Annotated in this window: 18 protein-coding genes; 12 read left to right on the top strand and 6 right to left on the bottom strand. The window is 41.8% G+C overall.

Annotated elements, in window-relative coordinates; genetic code table 11:
* The 3 genes from R7Q39_RS26460 (at nt 1) to R7Q39_RS26450 (ending at nt 6,359) form a co-directional block, all read left to right on the top strand.
* Nucleotides 1-4,701 (top strand): conjugal transfer protein TraG N-terminal domain-containing protein, encoded by a 4,701-nt coding sequence (locus R7Q39_RS26460; protein WP_225477997.1) that lies wholly within the window; start codon nt 1-3, stop codon nt 4,699-4,701.
* A gap of 119 nt (nt 4,702-4,820) precedes the next feature.
* Nucleotides 4,821-6,131, top strand: coding sequence for a hypothetical protein (locus R7Q39_RS26455; protein ID WP_225477998.1), 1,311 nt, complete (start codon nt 4,821-4,823; stop codon nt 6,129-6,131).
* A 9-nt stretch (nt 6,132-6,140) separates the two neighbouring features.
* The gene (locus R7Q39_RS26450; RefSeq protein WP_225477999.1) at nt 6,141-6,359 is read left to right on the top strand and encodes a hypothetical protein; all 219 of its coding nucleotides are present in this window, start codon (nt 6,141-6,143) and stop codon (nt 6,357-6,359) included.
* 66 nt (nt 6,360-6,425) lie between these two features.
* Here the strand turns inward: R7Q39_RS26450 and R7Q39_RS26445 are convergent, their stop codons facing one another.
* Nucleotides 6,426-7,073, bottom strand: a complete 648-nt coding sequence (locus tag R7Q39_RS26445) for a hypothetical protein (protein WP_225478000.1) — start codon at nt 7,071-7,073, stop codon at nt 6,426-6,428.
* Nucleotides 7,074-7,128: 55 nt separating this feature from the next.
* Entirely contained in the window at nt 7,129-8,013 is an 885-nt protein-coding gene (locus R7Q39_RS26440) for a DNA replication terminus site-binding protein (RefSeq protein WP_225478001.1), read from the bottom strand.
* A 563-nt stretch (nt 8,014-8,576) separates the two neighbouring features.
* On the opposite strand from R7Q39_RS26440, the gene R7Q39_RS26435 reads away from it, so the two are divergent.
* Nucleotides 8,577-9,080 (top strand): OmpA family protein, encoded by a 504-nt coding sequence (locus R7Q39_RS26435; RefSeq protein WP_053411090.1) that lies wholly within the window; start codon nt 8,577-8,579, stop codon nt 9,078-9,080.
* A 37-nt stretch (nt 9,081-9,117) separates the two neighbouring features.
* Here the strand turns inward: R7Q39_RS26435 and R7Q39_RS26430 are convergent, their stop codons facing one another.
* Complete coding sequence (locus R7Q39_RS26430) at nt 9,118-9,444, bottom strand: hypothetical protein (protein ID WP_169600725.1); 327 nt, start codon at nt 9,442-9,444, stop codon at nt 9,118-9,120.
* Between the two features lie 312 nt (nt 9,445-9,756).
* Here R7Q39_RS26430 and R7Q39_RS26425 point away from each other — a divergent pair, with 312 nt between their 5' ends.
* Complete coding sequence (locus R7Q39_RS26425; RefSeq protein WP_225478002.1) at nt 9,757-10,170, top strand: hypothetical protein; 414 nt, start codon at nt 9,757-9,759, stop codon at nt 10,168-10,170.
* Between the two features lie 54 nt (nt 10,171-10,224).
* On the opposite strand, the gene R7Q39_RS26420 is transcribed toward R7Q39_RS26425, so the two are convergent.
* Entirely contained in the window at nt 10,225-10,545 is a 321-nt protein-coding gene (locus tag R7Q39_RS26420; RefSeq protein WP_225478003.1) for a hypothetical protein, read from the bottom strand.
* 313 nt (nt 10,546-10,858) lie between these two features.
* On the opposite strand from R7Q39_RS26420, the gene R7Q39_RS26415 reads away from it, so the two are divergent.
* The 4 genes from R7Q39_RS26415 to R7Q39_RS26400 all read left to right on the top strand — a co-directional run bounded on the left by R7Q39_RS26415 (nt 10,859) and on the right by R7Q39_RS26400 (nt 13,972).
* Complete coding sequence (locus tag R7Q39_RS26415) at nt 10,859-12,022, top strand: hypothetical protein (protein ID WP_225478004.1); 1,164 nt, start codon at nt 10,859-10,861, stop codon at nt 12,020-12,022.
* A 68-nt stretch (nt 12,023-12,090) separates the two neighbouring features.
* Nucleotides 12,091-12,600, top strand: a complete 510-nt coding sequence (locus R7Q39_RS26410; protein ID WP_053411085.1) for a hypothetical protein — start codon at nt 12,091-12,093, stop codon at nt 12,598-12,600.
* A gap of 9 nt (nt 12,601-12,609) precedes the next feature.
* Nucleotides 12,610-13,080, top strand: coding sequence for a hypothetical protein (locus R7Q39_RS26405; RefSeq protein ID WP_225478005.1), 471 nt, complete (start codon nt 12,610-12,612; stop codon nt 13,078-13,080).
* A 16-nt stretch (nt 13,081-13,096) separates the two neighbouring features.
* Nucleotides 13,097-13,972, top strand: a complete 876-nt coding sequence (locus R7Q39_RS26400; protein WP_276404800.1) for a hypothetical protein — start codon at nt 13,097-13,099, stop codon at nt 13,970-13,972.
* Between the two features lie 39 nt (nt 13,973-14,011).
* Here R7Q39_RS26400 and R7Q39_RS26395 read toward each other — a convergent pair whose 3' ends face one another.
* The gene (locus tag R7Q39_RS26395) at nt 14,012-14,434 is read right to left on the bottom strand and encodes a hypothetical protein (RefSeq protein WP_225478007.1); all 423 of its coding nucleotides are present in this window, start codon (nt 14,432-14,434) and stop codon (nt 14,012-14,014) included.
* A 9-nt stretch (nt 14,435-14,443) separates the two neighbouring features.
* Nucleotides 14,444-14,809 (bottom strand): hypothetical protein, encoded by a 366-nt coding sequence (locus tag R7Q39_RS26390; RefSeq protein ID WP_225478008.1) that lies wholly within the window; start codon nt 14,807-14,809, stop codon nt 14,444-14,446.
* A 190-nt stretch (nt 14,810-14,999) separates the two neighbouring features.
* On the opposite strand from R7Q39_RS26390, the gene R7Q39_RS26385 reads away from it, so the two are divergent.
* From R7Q39_RS26385 to R7Q39_RS26375, 3 genes are all read left to right on the top strand, one after another.
* Complete coding sequence (locus R7Q39_RS26385; protein ID WP_225478009.1) at nt 15,000-16,316, top strand: EAL domain-containing protein; 1,317 nt, start codon at nt 15,000-15,002, stop codon at nt 16,314-16,316.
* Nucleotides 16,317-16,436: 120 nt separating this feature from the next.
* Nucleotides 16,437-18,344 (top strand): methyl-accepting chemotaxis protein, encoded by a 1,908-nt coding sequence (locus R7Q39_RS26380; protein ID WP_276404799.1) that lies wholly within the window; start codon nt 16,437-16,439, stop codon nt 18,342-18,344.
* A gap of 50 nt (nt 18,345-18,394) precedes the next feature.
* A partial coding sequence (locus R7Q39_RS26375) for a PAS domain-containing protein (RefSeq protein WP_318077063.1) occupies nt 18,395-19,286 on the top strand: 892 nt, incomplete at its 3' end.

Below are 19,286 nucleotides of genomic sequence, written 5' to 3'. Positions count from 1 at the left end.
ATGTCAGGTTTTGTAATTTATTCTATGGGTGACCCTAGCTTCATGCGACTTGCGCTTCTGGGGTTATCTCATGCTTTCGAGCAAGGCGCTATTTCGATTGCAAAAATTGGTTTGATGCTCGGTTTACTTTCTGTCTTTTGGAACGGTATTTGGAACCCTGGAAAAATCGAATTCAAGCAGTTTTTTATCGGTTTCTTCCTAGTTCTGATCCTTTTCGGTAAATCCGTACCTGTCACACTCATTCATGCCGATGGTGGTGCTGATGCAATGCCTGATATTCCAGTTGGTATTGCACTAGGTGGAACACTTGCAACTACGTTTGGATATACGATGGCCAATAGTTTGCGAGAGTTCTACCACACAACTTATGTACCCGGTAGTGCGGCAACCGGTAGTTATCGCGCAATGATAGGGGTTGATGGTGACGACCCAAGTTCAGTTCCAGTTGCTGGTAATGGTTTAGAGCCATTGCGTGAATTGATGAAAATGCGATTCACAGGTGACGTTGATGAATTTAAGGCAGGCCAAACATATGCTGCAACAGCTGCCATTGCATCTGGTGCATCTGCTACTGATTTATCTTCATCGGTAGAGAGCTACATTAAAAATTGCGTACTAAAAGATTTATATCTAAAGAATGGCGCGCAAGAAATAAATGAGAATGCAATGTCAACACTTCCATACTCTTGGGATGCGATGAAGGTTACCTATAACGGTTGGACTACCGAGGTAAATGTAGACGCGGGTCAGGGCTGGAAAGTCATGGGTTGTGGTGATGCATATACCAAAATTGGTAATGCTATTGGTACTGAATGGAAGTATGTTGCTGAGCATGGTGCATCAATAGGTGGTAATGCTGACGAGATTCAGTTGAAAGAAGGTCAGAGCATGTTGACCCAAACAAGCTATGACGCATGGAAAATCAAAGTTAACCAAATTCTACAATACCATTGGAAAAAGGCTAAAGCGGGTAGCCCTTGGGCAAGTGAAGCTGAACTAATGGCAAGCCAGGCTGAATTCCAAGCAATTGACCAACGAAGGGTATCTACTGCCGTTCAGTATTCCTTGTGGTCAGAAATGGCTATCCCACTTATCACATACATCGAAGCATTTGTATTTCTGATTGGTCCAATCATGCCTTTTGTAGTTGCCTTTGGCGAGAAAGGTATGGGAATGGTGATCAAGTACTTCTTTCTGTTGATTTGGGTAAATACTTGGCCAATTCTGCAAGTCGGAGTGAATATGTACCTGCAGAATGCGATGAATAACGCGTCATTCAACTCGACTAGTTACGATGCCTTCTCATGGGCTGGATACAACACAAGCTTTACCGAATTAGAGTCATTTATAGCAATGGGTGCCACATTACAAACTATGGTGCCAGCTTTGAGTTTAATGCTTCTATATGGGTCTGTTCATACAGCTATCAACTTATCGAATAGTGCATCTAAAGGTGGTGGTAGTGAAGGCTCCGTTGCAACACCAAAAGCAACTGGCTCGGCTGATGGCGGTAAGCTGTCTGTTGGACAAAACACCAAAGCGTATGATGCGAGTGCTGGTGGAGCAGTAGATTCGTATAATGGTTCAAACGCCGCCCCAATTGGTATGGCACAAAACAATACTAAGACTGACCTTAACAACACTACCTCTACTGCATTATCCAATGCGACAGAAACGGCCAAGCAACAAGGAACGAAACTGAATAATGCTCAACAGGAAATGTATAACAACATGACTGTTAGTGGTGAAAATGCAACGGCAGCTCAAACAGAAGCGGCTACCAAAAATGAAGGTATTGCTCGAGCGAATTCTTACGCAAATACCTTGATGAAAACTGGGCAGTTTAGCGCTCAGGATGCTAAAACTCTTGGTTTAGCATTGTCAGGTGGTATGGGTGTTAAAGCACAAGCAGAGGCTGCAGCAGCACTTGGGTTTGGCAAAAAGGATGGTGTGGCAAGTGCCAAATTTGGTGCAGCAGTTAAAGGTGAAATTGGTGTAGATGCTAAATCGAAGCTCGACGCAGCTATTAGTAATGTTGCATCAAAAACAACTCAATCGGGCGATAACTGGAACTTTGCCAATACAGAAAGTGGTAGTGCCATGTTGTCTAAAGCCGAAACCTTATCGACTTCTCGTTCAACTGGGCAAAATGCAGGTTTTGGTGAGTCTGGTTCAAGAGCTGTTGAAGCAAGCACCGCATGGACTCAAGCCCAAAAACAAGTGGAACAGGAAAGTCGTGCTCAAGCAGCTATTGCAGGTATGTCATCTGGGATTAGCTACAACTTGGCAGGTGTAACATCTACTGGTGCAAACAATAAGAACGATGAAAAATTCGCAGATGGTTCTTTACTAGCAGGTGTTGCTCAGAAGACAGCATTAGGTTCAATGGATGCGGAACAGCGTCAGAAATTCGATGACTTTAAAAAGCAAGGTGGTTACGAACCGGGTCTTAATGGTGATATGAAAGCCCTTAAAGATTTCTCTGGTACTAAAGATGGTGAATCACTGAAAGGTATGTCAAGTCAGTTTAAAACGACTGACCAATACGCTGCAGAGTATGATCAAGCTATCAAGCAAGACGTAGGTAATGATAAGTCACTACAAGCTCGCATGGCAGCAACGGGTCGTTATGCCGACAACGCCTTTAAAGATATTATGAAAAATAGCGGAAGCCAAAGGTTTCAAGCAGGTGCAAACTATCTTGATACTTTAAATGAGAACATGGGTGGAGGAATGAAACAGTGGGCAGCAGCAGCTAACGATATAAGAAATATTGGTGCAGCAGCAGAAGCGCCTCTTAAAAACGGCCCACCTCCAACAGCAGCACAGGACGGCGGTCCAACTCAACAATCTGTCGTGGCCGCTAATCAACAAGGACGTGCTGGTGCGGTCGCTGCAGTTGCAAGTCAGCAGGCAGTAATTGCAACAACAAACCCATCTCAGACCCATGAAGAAAATAAGAATGCGGTTAAGGAAAAGGTTGTAGCTGATCCAACTAAGCAAGGCGAGGCAGACCAAGTTCTTAAGAAGGCTGATGACAGAACAGGAGCCGCCCAAAACGAGGTCCCTGCGATTGTTAAACCACTAACCGATGGAATAGTACCAACAGCTAAAGCACTTGAACCTTTAGCTCAAAGTGCAGCAGATACTGGTAAGTGGTTAAACAATACAATCAATGGAACCAAACAAGAACAAGCTACAGAAAGGTTGGCAGCTAGTGAAGGTGTGAGTAAAGATATTGCAGCAAAAATTACTGGCCAGGATTCTAAAACTCAACATTCTGATTTGGTTGAGAGCGTGTCTAATGGATTGCGATCTGATGCTACCGACCAAGAAAGGAAAGAAGCATTAGGGACATTAGCTGCGGCTAAAGGCGCAGAAACTGAAATTGCTCGACTACGTGCAACCGGTGACAAAGAAGATGCTGCTCTTGCTGACACAATGCAACGTAATGTCAACTCCGTGAACACAGCTATGGAACGCGTATCTGGCATTGATAAAGATGTCTTATCGGGACTAGCTAACAAAGTTAATAGCGGTGAGCTGTCATTGTCTCAGGCAAACGCCGGCCTTCAAATGGCTACGAATGATAAGTATGACCCGATAAAGGCTGCGGAGGGTAGCTTCAATGTTAATACTGGTGGAATGCAGGGTGCTAACCAGTATGGCCACAAGGTACAGGAAGCAGCATTCGACCGGTTGGAAAACGATATTGCTGGTGGTCGAGCAATCATGAGCGAGATGGAGAATAAAGGGCAGACCGCTACAATTGACTATCAACTTTTGAGTTCTCGAGTTGAACAGGCTGAACAGTTCATGGAGTCGAAAAAGGACGAACATACTGCATCTGTTGCAACCAGTGCTTACCGTGATGGTATTAATGGCCGCGACAACTATAACGAGTTAAGCAAAGTCGGTAATCAAGTTATTTCTGACGCCATTAGTGGCAAAGATGTTTCTGCATTGAACAAGGCTAACATCGATACTGCAATGTCCGGTTCGGAACAGAAAAACGGTTTCATGGGCTTTGGCACTGGTGAGACAACAAGCGTTGAGCAGATGAAGCAGTATGAGCAAATGCGAGGCGGTTTAGTTAATGCTGCAGAGGCGCTTAAGGCGACTCCAGGTATGGAAGATGCAGGCGCACGTCTTGAGAGTGCAATTCAAAAGCTAGATACTCAAACTGGGTTTGATGCACGTAACTCTGCGCAAGGACAAGGTACAGATACCAAGCCGAATTCGAATGGTGATAACGCACCTGTCGGTAACGGTGACCAAGGCACGACAGCACCTGCTAATGCTGGTAATGCCGCTCAAGGCCAAGGCGCAGATACTAAACCGAGCTCGAATGGTGATAACGCACCTGCTGGTAACGGTGACCAAGGCACGACAACACCTGCTAATGCTGGTAATGCCGCGCAAGGTCAGGGTGGTGATTCATCCGTGTCGATAGATTCTAAAACAGTGGCTGGTACTAATGGTGCTCCAGATCGTATCGATGTTACCGCTGATGGTTTCAAGGATATGATGCAAGCCGAAAACGGTAGTAAGTTGGAAATTGGTGGTGAAGAATTTACCAAGGTAGCCAGTGGTACTAACTTCGGCATGGAATCCGTGAAGTTAGAGAACACGCAAACCGGTGAGAACCATTATTTATATAACAGTGAATCAAAGGGTAGTAATCTTTCCATTGAAAAATAGGGTTGAATAAAACCATTAAGCCAGGGCAATTGCTCTGGCTTTTTTCATTTTTGCTATTGCGGAAGGATTGATGTGTGTTTTCATATTGTTAATTAGATAAAGGAATGTGATTTAAGTTTATGAAGAAAGTTGTCCTAATTTCAGTGCTTTCGCTTTGTTCATCAGGGCTATTTGCTCAAGAAATCCCATTTACGGGGACTGGTGTTTATCAACTTGGTGAATTCGATAGCATAAACTCAGCAAAGTCTATAGCAGAACAAAAAGCCTTTGAAAGTATCAGTGAGCAGGTTACCGATAGAGTGTTATCAATAAAGAGCATGGATAGCAATGGGTATCTAAGCCGGGCGAGCTGGTTGTTAAATGGCGCGACAATTAGCTCAAGACGAACAGATGAATCCATCGGCGCCTGTGTCAGTGAAGATGGTACTTGTGCAACCGTATCTGTTAAGGCTGTCATCGATACCGAACTGGCAGACAAGGTATTGAAACAAATGTACCTTGATAAAAAGGTTCAGCAGGTTCTAGAAAAATTGATTGTTGAAGATGAACGTTTTGAATCTTATGTACTCAATGGCGATAGCATTGATGTGGCGAAATTAAAAGAGCGTCAGAGTAAGAGGAACGAAATTGTTGAACTGATTAGTCGCCTGCCAGAAAGCAAAACGGCGAGAAGTGTGGACACTGAATTTCTAGAAGATTTGCTAACAGAAAAGGGTAAGTATGACCTAAAGCAAATTGGTAAAGAAAACAAGAAAACTACATACAAAGCTTTACTTGGTAAGTTGAAAGAGAATGTGTCATATGAAATTGTTCAGCAAGTTCCCGTTGTTAATAGTGATGGCACAAGTGGGGTTCGCTTAAAGCTGAAAGTCAGTACGGATGGCGCAGAAGATCTTGTAGAGTGGGTGACAAAGGAGCTTGGAGTCTCGGAAGGAGACTGGAGTGACTATCCAGATACGCGTGTCTCTACAAATAATAAGGTTTTCACTTACCATCCAGGAACAGCGGTGGCCGGCTTGCAAGATGCAATAACAGTGACCCAATTGGATGATAACGCAAGAGAGCCCGGTAGGTATCTAGTTGGTTATGGTGTTGATAATGTCACGTATGATAAAGCAAGTAACAAGATTGATGGACGACTTGATCCCGATAAGATAGCAGTTCTCAAGGCCTTGTCTAAATACCGCGTCTGCTCAGAAATCTCTTTGTTGGGATATGAGATTGGAAAACAATGCATCGCTGGTGGTGCAGGTAACAGCCAAAATGAATACGTCTCTCCTGTGTGGGATAAGGCTACACCGTATGTTTGGTTTACTAAGGATAATTCTGAGTTTAACGTCTATGTCCCATTATCATCAGAACGGTTGCGCGATACCGAGAAAATGAGAAAGTTAAGTCTCAGCTATACAAGTTATGTAACTACGGATTAAGGTGTCGGTTTGAAAATCAAAGTTTTAGCAATGTTGTTCGTTATTATTGTCGGTAGTAATGTTTATGCCAGTTCGAATGAATCATTTATCGATCGTATTATGAATTATGGAAACGTGTTACCAAAGCCCTTAGCTGAAATTGACAATGAATATTTGAATGGTCATCTAAGCACTATCGTTGAACAAGGGTTGAATCTAAAAGACGAACTGTTTGATAGATTTCAATAGTATGAAGATCAAAAAAGCCACCGCGAGGGTGGCTTTTTACTTGTGGTAATATAATGACAAATATTCTTACTTTCTTAGGCGAGAGTATCCTAGAAAATCTGGCCAACTAGTCCATTCGTTGCTTTGGTCATAATGCTTGTCTGGGTTACATGGCACCACTGACAGGTTCTTAGGGTCGTTACGGCGACCTTCACGAAATTCTAGATAACTTTTGAACCCATAGCCTTTGACTAACTTCTTCGCTTCTTCAAAAGTCACATAAGCTGATTTTTTTGGGCACAATAATTCTGAAAACTTCACATCGTATTTTTTATCAGGGGCTGATGGAATGAAGCCTGGTCGCTTACCGGATTTAGAAATTTCACGAAACTGAGTGACCGTGTAAACTTTGTTATCAGCAAACCACTTCTTACATTCTGACATGTCGCAGAATTCATCTTTGATGATTTGTGTTGCTTTGGTTGCAGTGCCTAAGAAACTTGGCCAGCTGACCCACTGGTCTCTACGACCAAAATATTTTGATGGATCTCCCGGAATGTTGCGTGGACGAGGTGTGCCGCCTTTACGAACATTATGGAATCCGAACCATTCACGCATGCTTTTGATGTTGTTCTCATGAGCGTACTGCTGAACTTCTTCGTAAGAAAGCATGTCCTCTGGAGTCGCCAGAGTGTCGGTATCTTTAGTTTCAATTGTACTAATTTCTTTATTCATATTCGTCACACTTCTTTTATCGAAGATCGGGCTAGGGTCTTCGTGTATTTGGACATTACTGCCTCTTTAGGTAGAGGTGTAGCCTTTTTATGATTGGCCTACCGCCAATCTTTGAGTCTGATCTTACACATCGTCTAAGCGATGAATCGTAATCCAACAGAGGACTGACGGTTACGGGTTGATCTTGAACAATAATTATGGGGAGATGCGCGCTTAATTGGGGCGTTTCCTCACAATCAGTATTTACGGCTGCACTTACCCTAACTGGGCGTTTGATACGTAACTCCGAACCAGCGGGTAGACGCTGAATATCGGTAACTTCCCCATTCAAAAATGACTCCCATTCTCTGGGGTCTTTCCCTTTAGGTGGATGCTTGATTTGCTTCTTAATGGAAGCAATTACTTCATCCTTGTTTGTTTTGTACGTAACGAACTTATTCGTCCAGAAAAAGCCCATGTAGCTTATGTTTTCGACAGCATACAAACTACGGTATAGCTGCTTAGTTATCAATCCAGGAAATAGCGAATGAACAATGTCATGCTTTTTCTTGGGGCCATCTATTTTTAGCACTGCAGACTTGAATAAGTCCTTATGCTTATTAATGCGGCCGATAATTTCTTTTATGTTGCTATTAGAACTTCCCACTTGTATGTAGCCGGGTAGTCTAAAAACAACTTTGGTCGAGATACCTTCTTCGCCGTACAATTTTTTGTAAGAACGAAGTCCTTCATAAAGTGCGAATTCGTCTTTTATCGATTCGACTGGAATTTCGGTAACATCGACATGCTCTTTTGCTTTTGGAACTGTTGGTAGCTTGTAGACTTCCGCACCAATGAGATCTGATGCATTTATGGAATCACTCAACTCAACAAAGAGCTCATTTATGATTCCCATTTGATTTAAAAGTTCTTGTTTGATCTTTAAATCTGCATCAGCCATTCATAAACCTACTAAGAAACTACTCATTCCAAAAGCTATGTATGTAATCTATACACATTTTGTCTAACTTGTAACCTTATAATATCCCAATCTGTATAATTATGTTGTCTAATTTTTAAGATATTTAACGTAAATCACTAAATTTATGGGAAATTATTGCTTTTTCATATCAGTTTCAAAAACTGTCTGTAGTAGTGCTACGAGCAGTGTTTAATTATCTGCAAATTTCATTACGGTTTCAATACAGTTAGTTTGTAAAAGGATGTAAATACTAAGCGTTTTATAAAGTTAGTCGTGTCATTAAACAGTAAACATTTCGAAATAAACCCGTGGTATCTCCATATACACTTGTTTTTACTTAACAATTCTCATGCCAAACACAATCGATTTAAAAAAGTTTTCACCTTCAATCATAAGCGTTAGAATGTGATTAAAATTATTGGAGATTGAGGTTTACGTTTGAAATGAGGATAGTTCACACGAGTTTTTTGATAAGTCTAATCTTATCGACATCTGGCTGTAGCCTTTTTCAGCCACCAGCAGATGAATCTCAAGAAGAACCAATGACATCTGTCGGACAACTAACAGGTCCTGAACACTTGTTTGAGGATAACAACCAGAATTACATGCAAGAACAAATGGCTAAGAACCAAGCAGCTAAAATGACTCGAAGTGAGCAGATTGAACTGGCGGTTGAAGCGGCAGTTAGTGACAGGGTAGAACCAATCCTGTTGTCGCAACCACCTCAACACACAGTTTATTTCACATTTAGTTCATCTGTAGTTGAGCAGAAATGGAATGAACAACTCAAGCAGCATGTGAACTATCTTTCATCTGATAAAAGCATCCGTCTTTTAGTGGCTGGCTTTACTGATTCGAAAGGCTCTGCCGACTTTAACTTAAAGCTTGGTCAGCTGCGGTCTAACAATGTTTGTAAAATGCTCGAAACTCTAGGAGCACGAAAAGAACAGTTAACTTGTGTGAGCTATGGAGAAACACATCCTGCAGATCCTGGTAGTTCAGATGAAGCTCGAGCGCGAAACCGTAGGGTCGAATTGCTTTACTAGAAATATAAAGGCGCTCAACCAGTTGAGCGCCTTTAAGCTAGTTTGGGTTTGCGAAAATTGGCTGAATAAGCCTTGATTTGCATAAACGATGGACTTCATCAATTACGTGATGACCGTGTTCTGAAATGATGATCGCGTTCGTGTCTTCATCACGAGTTAAATGACCAGCCTCAAGCAGTCGATTGATTATCGAATTACCAAAGTCTGAATCTTCGTTGTGAGTAGCGAACATTGCTAAATCTTCATCACTTACAGATGTTTGCTCATGTACATAAGCGATCGTCATGTATTCTTTTAATGTCATATTCCCAGTACCTAGACGACGGTCTAGTGCACTGATAGCTCCAAGCCATGCAGAAACCATTTCAACTCCTTAATACTTCGATTTTAATAACAAGCGTTTTATAAGTGTAATCATATGACAACATACTTCTTTTGTCATTGACTTGATTATCCTATTACGTATGTCATTGGCAGTTATGCGCTATGTATCAACTAGTTGTCTTTTAATTGGTAAGGCTGTTTTGTAGAGAAATTATTCAGTTAATTATCAATATAAATTTTTTTGATAGTCGAAGCGTTAAATTTCTTAATGTTTTTGGTAGTATGACCACGATTTCAATCAAGAGCGTTACTAAATGACAATCTTAAAACCAATTTGCTATGGGGCTGTCGTGTGAAGTTGTTTATAGATTTAAAACTAATTGCATTAGGGCTAGCTATTGGCTGGGCTGCTAAGAATGTAGTTAGCAACGTTACACAGAATTATGCGGTATATGGATTCTTAGACCGTCAAATTGATTGGTCAATTCTAAAGCCTACTTCAATGCAAGATTGGCCCTCGGTTGACGCCAGGGTAGAGCTATCTCCGAAAATGGATGGCAAGGGTAACGATTCATGTTTGTTTGTGTTACCAGTCAAGCCAGAATATTCAATCGTTTCAAAACTAGAAGATGGAACCAAGTTGTGCTGTAGCGTTTCGGACAGCTCTGTGTTTGTACCTTACAGAGAGACAGAAGAGGCTACCGAGTACTTCTGTGGTAATTACCCAAACCAGCAAATTGTTCGCGTCCTTAAAAACCAACCCTAAAGCAGATTTGCTTAGGGTTGGAACAAACTTTTGAAATAAACCTAATAGAACAAATCAAGTGTTCAAGTTATTTTGTAGCTGCGGGTCTTTTGGAGGAATGATCACAACAGTTGGGTGTTTGTCTTTGATGCCAGCGAGCGTCTGAACTGCATTGTCTAAGTTATCAGTCATGCCCGGCCAGAAACCTATCTCTACTTCCTGCTCCTTTTTCTTAGCAATAAGTTCTATATAAAAATATACAAGAGTTGAAAGTGCCACTCGAAAGCCTCGAATAGCTGCTACAATCTCGAACCCTTCTTGTTGTGCGTCCATTAGACGATCTTCAATGGCCAATGGAGGCATCTCCTGTTCTGGTTTTTCAAGTGTTTGCTTCATATTAACTTTTCTTATTCTCTATACACGATTAAATACATGTATTGTGCTTCTCTATGCCTATGGTGTGGCACTATCGCACTAAGTGACAGTTGCAAATGGGCAACCAGTTAAGGCTATTATCAAATTATTTTTTTCTAGTTGTGATGATTTTTCTATGCAATGTAAGGGCATTAAATCAGCCTCTACTACCCTAAATGCAAGTGATTATTACTTTTGGTCTAGTGCAATACTACCACTCGAATTTTCGCATATTACCTGTTAAACAATTTCAAACGCTTTATAATGATTACGAAGTAGTCAGGAGGGTTTGCAAGTGTCAAACAGGCTAAATACGTATCTATCCGAAAAGTTTTATCCGTTGTACAAGTTAACTAGAAACGATCTGTTTAATGGATTGCGACCGATTGAAAAGAGTGATGGTAAATCATGTAGCCTCGTATGCCCGTCTTGTTGGGGTAATAATGCCTTCCATTACTTTGGTACCGCAAGCATTCGCTGTAATAGCTGTCATCAACACACAACGCTAGTAAGCGCTTTATGCCTACTAGACGAGGTAACAGAACAAGAGGCAGCTAAACGTCTACTTGAGAGTGCTGGATTTGCGTTACCACCGATAGTTGACATTACTGCAGAGCCCCACGATAAAGCAGAAACTGAATCTAAAAAATCATCCGCGATTACAACCAGATGGCTGCTTGACCAATTACGTCTGTGGCTAAAAGATAATGATGACGCTATAGAATCTTTATTGAGCAGTGGTTGGGAGAAGGAATTACTGTTCAAAGCGCCAATTGGGTACCTTCCGTCAAGTAGAGCAATTCAAAATGTTGTGACGGATAGACTTCCTACGTCCCTTTATAAGTCTGTACGCAAGATTAAAAACGGTATAGTTGTACCTTGGGTACTACCAAATCACGATGTATTCCTATGGGGTTACAATGATTCCCTCCAACAAAACCAACCTAGTTTTGATATTAGCATCAAGCCCAGTTCACCTTGTCATTTGAACCACCCGGTCAATTTAAAGTCTGAGTGGCTTCTTGTTGTCGAAGACCCGATTTTGGCAAGTCTCTTGTTAGCAAGGCGAATCCCCGCTTGTGCTGTTGGTGATGAATCGTTGAGTGAGTTAAGCAGCAAAGGGTTGCAAGGCGTTAAAAAATCAATATTTATCCTCGCGGAAGCGGATTCTGTAGCGGTGAAGAATATTCAGAAATACTCTCCAAATGCAAAGGTAGTTGAAGAGGTCAAACCGATAGCATTTGGTCCTTATCATGGGGCTTACTATCGTAGGTTTACGAAGTGGCATGTATCTCGATTTAAGAAAATAGCCACAGTTGTACCGAATAACGTCCTTAGTGACGAACAAATCATATTAATGCTATCCGCTTTAGTAGATGCAGAAATGTCCTTTGACGAAGCAGTAGAAGTGCTTGAAATCAAAACCGGTAAAAGAGTCACCATCGCCCAGGTTAAATGATAGGTATTGTGCAATATGCATGATAGCTGATACTGGAAAAAACAATCGAAGAAGAGAATTAATAAAGGATGTTAGAGAAATTGAGCGATAACCAGATGCTCGCAGTTGCTGTCGTGTCACATGTTTACTACCACCGCGATCCGATGTCATTGATCGCAAATTCTGAAACAGATTCAGGGGTGGCGAAACTCAAGTTTTGGGTAGACACTCATAGCGGCCGCGTAACAAGCACACCATTAAATTCTCAAGTTCACTCACTACTCAAATCTCCGAGAGTTGAGCTGCCACATGTAGAAGTACCAATACACAGTATTGCTCAAAGCAATGACATGACTATGCCGTCTGGACGTCGAGGCTTTGTTCACTCTGTACTTAGTCATCTTGTAACAGCTCAATGGTCGAAAGAGGTTAAGTTAGAATCTATTGGCTTGACATCAGAGGACTGCAAAAATCTGAGAAGCAAGCTACTTACACCGAAGGTTACGCCAAGAGGAACAGAATGCGCTCAGCAAGTCTTGGATAATGTAATCTTGCCAGTGTTAATAAATGACATGCCATCAGACTCAAAAGTGCACTAGGACGAAAAGATGTTAGTACTTCCATTCCACACTCAGATTAATGGCCAGAAGGTTTTTGGTTTTAGCGTATCTGCCGTTTCTAAAGCTTTCTTATGTCTTTCTGGGTTTTTAGGGTTCGTATGCTTAAGCAGCGCTTATCATTCGATGCTCTATGGTTATACGATGCCGAACTGGGCTATTCCAATATTCATGTTGTCTGTTATTCCCTTTGGTTATCGAAAGCACATTGGTCTGAACACAGAGAAAACTCACTTACTAATCCAGAGTAGGGTTTTCGGACTAAAGCTAGGCGATAAGAAACAGCAAGTGAGCGCACCATTTGAAGAGTTTAACCTTGTAGAAACAGGGGCGTTAGACAAGCAGTATTACTTTGTAATAAGCAATGATCATTTGAATGAATCTGTGTTCTATTGCAAAGTAAATGATAAGAAAAAGAATGAAATAGCAACAAAGATTAGTTGTTTGCTGGGATTAAAATAAAAAGACGGATGTAACTATGAAAAAGCAAGGGTTGTTTGTAGTCGGATTGTCACTATTGGCTTTAAATGGGTGCTCAACGACAAGCGAGAAAAAAGTTCGAATGTGTTTGGGTGAGCCCTGCATCCAAGAAAGGAAACCTGTAGAAAAGCCAACGTTCTACGTTACTGAAACCGAAGAGAACTACACTCACTTCGATGATGGTTCAGTAAGCTCACATAAATTAGAGAAAGGGCTGTACCGCCTAAGAGAATATTTCAACCGTGATGGTTCTATCCAAACGAGAGAAGCTAAATTTCTTGACCCGGAGCGCGGCTCATTAAACCAGAAACTAACTGGTCGTCAGCTCAAATTTAATGGTGACGGCTTTGTTGCAAGCGCAGAATATGGATATAACCTTGAGTTTAACGAACCAACACAGTTCGATAACTTCTGGCTTAAAGAGTCAGAATCACTCTATGGATTACCAAAACCTGCATTCAGCGCCAACGATGACTACATCGCAATACTATATGCGAACAGAGAGAACCAATACACTGACTATGGTGCCCGATTTGGGATTGTAAACCTAGAAAAACCGACATGCTCTGTAAGCAACATAAGCAATACTGTTTATGGAAAAGTTTACGGTAGAGACATTACTTTCAGTCAACACTGCGCGAAGGTTGGTAATAAGGTTGCGTTGATCTACAAGCCAGCTTCCAAAGCTGATGCACAAAACATGATTAATGCGATTATTAGGCCTATTGCACGGGCAAAGGTCGTGGATGGCGTTAAGTTAGAAAAGGTATACATCGAGGTGCAAGGTAAGCGGGTATCTTTTGATGTTCGAGGTTGGGATCAGTACTTCATCAAGAATGGGGAAAATAACGGTTCTCCTTACAGATTGTTTTAAACATAACAACACAAAAAAGGTGCCGATTGGCACCTTTTTTTATCCCTGCACATCTATGAAAAGCATGTTTGTAAAGGTATCAAGTGACTGTCCTGTAAATATGGATAAAGCGTAGAAAGGTAGCTTCATATAAAAAAGGGCAACCGTATCTGATAGGACTGGAGCAATAAGGAATGCTGCAATCAGGACTACTGATAAGATGTACGGGTCGGTTGAATACTCATTCGCTGGTGGCATTTCCTTTAGAGCAATGGCAATCATTACAGTAATCACCCAAGTTAGGAAGCAACATAAAACAGTATCGAAAGTGTTCATGTCACCAGAGAAGAACCACATTGAAAAGAGTATCGCTCCCCCCGTTAAAACCACCAGCATTTGGCCAACAGTTCGTTCAACCTTACCCGGATAGCGCAAACGGACAATATGGTTAGGTGCTGCTGATTTGCCTTGATCAGAATTCATATTCACACCTTACTTGACCAAAACACATAGAGAACCATCAACCATTGCTTCATCGAGCAATTGGACCGATTTTTTCATGCCGGTTGCGATTGTTTCAGTATTCATGTTGTATTGGCTGTCTACCGCGCCGTCACGTGCGATAGTTTTTGCACTCTCCGAACCAGAAACATCAACCTTGTTAAAGCCTCGGCCTTGGTCTTCTGACGCGAACTGCAAAGCCACCTTACGAGCCATATCGATGTTAGCGCCGGCTGGGACGCAATAAACAGATTGCCCCGCAGGAGTGCTCGAAACCCACTCGGGGATTTTTTTTGCAAGTACAGGGGCTGAAACTAACGTCAAAGTTACCAGGACTGTGCTTAGGGTTTTGTTCATTATTTATACCTAACTCTGTGTTTTATATTGACATTGAAACTCAAAACAATTTAAAACCAGTAAGTTTTAAATCAGCAAACTTTTCTCTGTTATACACCGTCTGTGAATATCTTCAACAGCAAAGTCTTACGCTCTTAAAAAACTTTGTATATAATCATTCTGTACGTTGTTCCACTACGAGCAGAATTCAATGATTGAAGACGAGACAGTAATTTTGGATAAGAGTAAGCAAGGCAAAAATAGAGCCGTCAAAGCTCCACTGAGTGAGTTAGTTTCTCCTATCCAGAAGGTGTTAGATCGTCGGGAGTTTTTCAGTGAAATTGAATTGCTCATTTCATTCAAACAACGGTTCTTCTTGCTGGCTTTAAAGGTAAGTAACCAAGACCGGTTGAACGAAGAATATGGCTACATAGAAACAGAAAAACAGATTGAGATGGTTCAACCTTGGATTATAGAGGTCATCAGTAAGCTCGTATCACCAGAAAACTTCACCCTGTCAAAAGTCGAATCAGATACTTTCTTCATATCACTGCATGACGATGTACCAAGGGAACGCATATCCAAAATCATTGACCATTTACTACAAACAGGAACTGGCCAAGACCTAAACACAATTCATTCAGCACCATCACTGATTCAACTCGCCGCCGGCCTTGGGGTTTATCCAGAAAGCGGTGACACCTTAAACCAGTTAATCAATAGTACTGTTGCCTCTTTAGCAAAATTCCGCAATTCAAGAGATCTCGGTGGAGATTCTGCATCCCATGCTATGGCCTTCTCACTGTACGACATTAAACGAGCTATCAGCCAAAAGCAGTTTCAACTCTGGTATCAGCCGAAGGTTGACCTGAAAACATCCACTGTAGTTGGTGTGGAAGCTCTTATCCGCTGGAATCACCCAGAGCTAGGCATTCTATTACCGCCGTACTTTCTGAACTGGGTAAATATGTATGGCCTAATGGGTGAGCTCAACAAGTGGATCATAGATACAGGCTTCGCTAAGTGTCGAGAGTTCTTGGATTCAGGTAAAGAGATAACAGTGGCCATGAACTTAGATGCCTCATGTCTATTGGATAAGAACAGCCTACTAAGCATTCAAAAAGCACAACGAAAATATAAAGTGCCACCGCATTTAATAGAGTTTGAAATCGTAGAGACTGTAGGCGTTAGAAAGGGTGACAAGGGGTTAGAAGTTCTTGCCGCCCTTAAAGCAAGAGGTTACCAAATTTCTATTGATGATTTTGGTACCGGTATGAGCAACATCTCGTATCTCATGTACATGCCAGCCAACATTGTGAAGCTGGACAGGATGTTTTGTAACAACATCGATGACGAGAAAATGATAGTACTAACGAAGGCCGCGATCGAGATGGCCAGCATCGTGGACATGTCAGTTGTAGCAGAAGGAATCGAAACCCAAGAGCAGTTAGATGCAATGTTAGCTCTTGGGTGTGATATAGGGCAGGGTTACTTCTTTGGTCGTCCTGCCCCGGACTATTCAATATAAGATCATACGCCAGAACTGAGCGATAGAACTCAGAACGGCAAAATTCCATAAACAAGTAGTTACTTTTAGGGGCCGCTGTCCCTAAGAGAACTATGCGTTTTATTTAGAGATGAGGAAACAATGAGCCAACTTGGATTTAAAAAAACGCTTATCCTAGCGATGTTATCGGTCATAACACTGGCTGTGGGTGTGTCGAGTTATATTAACTTTACGAGTTACTACGACGACTTTAAAGATTCCATATACAGCAACACAGAGTTTATGGTTGCTGCAGAAAAGAACGCAATCACGAAATATCTAGAGAACAAAGCCGCAACCGTTGAGCAGGTTGCCAATGAATATGCTCGATATGGGCATACGGATAATCATGCAGAAAGAATGAGATTGGCGGCAGTAGCCGGTGACATCCCGAATTTAACAGTTGGATTTTCAAACGGTGATGCATTTTGCTCAGCTGATGTACCAGGATGGACCAATCACAAAAATCCACCTTCCTATGACCCTCGAAAACGCCCTTGGTACCAAAGTGCGATGGCCACTAGTGGATTGATTTATACAGACCCATACGAAGATGCCACGACGAAGGAGCTGATGGTTTCCATAGGTATGAAAGCTGACCGTAATGGCGTGGTACTAGCGGATATTCCCCTCACCATCCTTTCAGATGCAGTAAAGAAATTCGCCACTGATAGCCTTATATCTCTAATCGTAGATGAACAAGGGAATGTATTGACGAGTAGTTCAAAGTATGTGAAAAACGGACAGAACATTGCGAAAGACTCTTCGCTGCGCGAAGTGAGTAAACAACTTGGAAGCCGCGGCGCCTCGGTAGTTGATTACACGATCGATGGAACGGATAAAGTAATGTTCATCGACGAAATTATCTTTGGTGATAAACGTTGGTATTTAATGGTTGGAATGGACAAAGATAAGGTGTTTGAGAAGCTCAACGCCACAAAAAATCACTCAATCATCATAACTATCATATGTGCGGTATTAAGCATCGTTGCCACGATGGTCGTTCTGAATCTGCTATACAAACCGATTATTGCTCTTAAAGATACCATTCAAAACCTATCAAGTGGGGATGGTGATCTTACACAGCGTCTTGATGTTAAAACTGATGACGATATTGGCGCTATAGCTAAAGGGATAAACGAATTTATCGCGCAGCTGCAGAACCTAATGATTCAAGTTCAAGAGGTTGCAAAAGAATTAGAGTCCAATGCTTCTGAGCTAAAAATGTCATCGTCGGATAACAGTCATGTGCTTGGTCAACACGCTCAAGAGACAGACATGATTGTCACCGCTATTGAAGAAATGAGCGCGACAGCTAATACGGTTGCACAAAACGCTAGTGAGTCATCAGCTCAAACCCAAGATGCTGCGACCATTGGTGAAGCATCGATTAAGGTTCTAGACGAGGCAAAAGCAAATGTTTCTCAGTTGGTGTCAAACGTTGAGAAAACCAGTAGCCAAATGAGCCACCTAACAAAAGAAACTGAAAGCATCAGCGGAATTTTAAATGTGATTGGTGATATTGCCGATCAGACAAACCTGCTGGCTCTTAACGCAGCAATTGAGGCAGCTCGAGCAGGTGAGCAAGGTCGCGGTTTCGCTGTGGTAGCTGATGAAGTTAGAGCTCTAGCAAAACGTACTCAAGAAAGCACTGTTGAAGTTGAGAATGCCTTAAGTCGACTTTTGGCGGGTAACAATGATGTATTGGGTTTGATGGAATCTACACGAATGGAAAGCCAGAAAACACTTGATAGCACTGAGTCAGTCAACGCTACGTTGAACGAACTGGTCACACAAATCATGTCTGTGAAAGACCTGTCTTTCCAGATCGCCACTGCAGCCGAGGAACAGTCATCGGTAACTGGTGAAGTGAACCAGAACATGAGCGCGATTCAAGACATTGTTCGTTCCCTAAATGAGAACGGAGAAAGTGTTGTAAGTCAGTCAGATGAAATTTCAGCAATGAACCAAAAGCTCAATGCAATCGTAGGTCGATTCAAGCTGAACTAAAGTGCGGTTGCTGGTGGCCTCAGATACGAATAGTAATTTAGGTGTATTCTATGTTCTTTAATACTGCTTTAAAAAATGAGCTAGAAGCGACAAAAGAGAAACTTTTCTCGTTAGAACAAGTAAGTGAGGGTATTCAGAAGGATTTGCTTACTCTTACACTGGATTCAAGCGGAAAGATAACTTCTGCCAACGAAAAGTTTTTATCTCAACTAGAGTTAGACATTTACGAAATTTTGGATATGCCAATTGGAGAATTGGCACCAAAAAATTGTAGATCAACAGATCATTATAAAAGCATGGTAGCTTCACTTTCGGCTAAGCGTATTTGGAATGGCGCTATGCAGATTCAAGCTCGTGGCCAAAGTGAGGTTTGGTTGCGAGTATTGATACTCCCAGTATTTGACACAAAAGGAGTGTTGATTCAGTTTTCGGTCATTGCATCAGAATTGACGCGTACCATAACAACGTCACGTGAACATGCTGATTTGCTCAAAGCTTTGAACAAGTCGATGGCTGTCATTGAGTTCACTCCAGAAGGAACAATACTGAATGCGAATTCTAACTTTCTTCGAGCAATGGGCTTTAATGACGTTACTCAAGTATCAGGTAAGCACCATCGCATTTTCTGCAGCCAGGATGAAGTTGATTCAGAAGCATACAGAGAATTTTGGCGAAAACTTGCTAAAGGTGAGTATGCTACCGGACGGTATAAGCGATTAGATAACTATGGGAATGTGGTTTGGTTAGAGGCTTCATATAATCCGATCTACAACGATAATGGTGAGCTCTATAAAGTAGTAAAGTTTGCGACTGTAATCACCAGTCAGGTTGAGCAGGAACAAGCAGTTTCAGAAGCGGCCCAAGTTGCGCATGATATATCGCAGGAAACTGGCAAACACACTGTTCACGGCAAAAATGTTGTCACCGATATCATTGAACAAA

Source organism: Vibrio sp. 947, from assembly GCF_033339115.1.
In the GTDB taxonomy this organism is placed as follows: domain Bacteria; phylum Pseudomonadota; class Gammaproteobacteria; order Enterobacterales; family Vibrionaceae; genus Vibrio; species Vibrio alginolyticus.
This window is presented reverse-complemented; position numbering and strand designations above follow the sequence as displayed.